The organism is Sphingomonas rustica (genome assembly GCF_039652585.1).
Lineage (GTDB): Bacteria > Pseudomonadota > Alphaproteobacteria > Sphingomonadales > Sphingomonadaceae > Sphingomonas > Sphingomonas rustica.
The window spans coordinates 223,956-225,740 of record NZ_JBDIZK010000009.1 but is presented as its reverse complement, the minus strand read 5'-3'; the positions used below and the strand labels follow the sequence as shown (position 1 = coordinate 225,740).

General features: G+C 62.4%; 1 protein-coding gene. It reads left to right on the top strand.

Features of this window, described 5'->3' with window-relative positions:
• Nucleotides 1–1,734, top strand: a 1,734-nt coding sequence (locus TPR58_RS15995; RefSeq protein ID WP_346247704.1) for a calcium-binding protein, incomplete at its 5' end; no start/stop codon positions are given.
• Nucleotides 1,735–1,785: the final 51 nt, after the last annotated feature.

The following is a 1,785-nucleotide window of genomic DNA, read 5'->3' as shown; positions in this document are numbered from 1 at the left end:
GGCGACGACGTCTATCGCTTCAATCTGGGCGATGGGCAGGACGTCATCAGCGAATATGGCGAGGGCGGATCCGGCACGGACAAGCTCGTCTTCGGCACCGGCATCAGCGCCAGCGATGTGATCGTGACCCAGGCCGACAACGGCTATGATTTCGTACTCAAGATCGCCGGTACCACCGACCAGGTCACCATGCGGTACGGGAATTACAGCACCGGTTCTCGCATCGAGACCGTTGCCTTCGCTGACGGGACCCTCTGGTCGCTGGCCGATCTGCTGGCACGGCTCCCCACGTCGGGGAACGATGTCATCCGAGGCAGGCCGGAAGCAGACACGATCAACGGCGGTGCGGGTGATGACGTGATCCGCGGCGAGGCGGGTAATGACGATCTGAGCGGAGGTACCGGCAACGACACTGTCTATGGTGGAGCGGGCGACGACGTCTATCGCTTCGACCTGGGCGATGGGCAGGACGTCATCAGCGAATATGGCGAGGGTGGATCCGGCACGGACAAGCTCGTCTTCGGCACCGGCATCAGCGCCAGCGATGTGATCGTGACCCAGGCCGACAACGGCTATGATTTCGTGCTCAAGATTGCCGGTACCGCCGACCAAGTCACCATGCGGTACGGAAACTCGGGCACCGGCACCCGCATCGAGACCGTTGCCTTCGCTGACGGGACCCTCTGGTCGCTGGCTGACCTGCTGGCACGGCTCCCCACGTCGGGGAACGATGTCATCCGAGGCAGGCCGGAAGCAGACACGATCAACGGCGGTGCGGGCAATGACGTTATCCGCGGCGAGGCGGGCAACGACGATCTGAGCGGAGGTACCGGCAACGACACTGTCTATGGTGGGGCTGGCGACGACGTCTATCGCTTCAATCTGGGCGATGGGCAGGACGTCATCAGCGAATATGGCGAGGGCGGATCCGGCACGGACAAGCTCGTCTTCGGCACCGGCATCAGCGCCAGCGATGTGATCGTGACCCAGGCCGACAACGGATATGATTTCGTACTCAAGATCGCCGGTACCACCGACCAGGTCACCATGCGGTACGGGAACTACAGCACCGGTTCTCGCATCGAGACCGTTGCCTTCGCTGACGGGACTTCCTGGAATTTCTCTCAGCTGCTGGCGCGTTCGGCGCCAACGAGCGGAGCCACGTCGTCCTCTCCCGGCTCGACAGCCAGAACGGCCGAAATGGGCGAAGCTGCAGTTGAACCGGACAGCGGATCGCCGTCAGGCAGACCTGTCCTCGCGTCGACCGTTGCCTACGATGTTGCCGCTCGCACCCGGGTGGCGATTTCGGCCGACCACGGGGTAGCGCCCGCGGAAAGCCATGAAGAACGCTGTGCTTCAGTTCCCGCTTTCATGCAGGGAACGTGGCCAGCAAATCTTTGGGACGGGGGACGAACCGTGGGGCTGACGGGCGGCGAGAAGCTCAGAGTCGATCCAGACTGGTTTGGCGACAGAAAGGGCTTCGCTCTGAAAGCGGATTTTTTCGCTGATGTGTTCGCTGGGGAGCGCTATTCAGAAAGCGAGCCTCACCAGCAGATCGTTGATGTACAATCGAGCGCTTCGCAATTTGCTTCCATGTCGGCGGCGTTTGGCGGGACCAAAGTCGGTATGTTCGATGAGGTATTTACCGCTGGCGACCATGTTGCTGAGCATGGGCAGCTGCTGACGCCAACGCAATCGTGGTCGGTTCCAGTGTTCAGGGCGTCCAACAGCTAGGTCTTGCGGTCAGAACGCGGTGGCTCGCGCGGGTCGGCGGCCCGCGCGAGC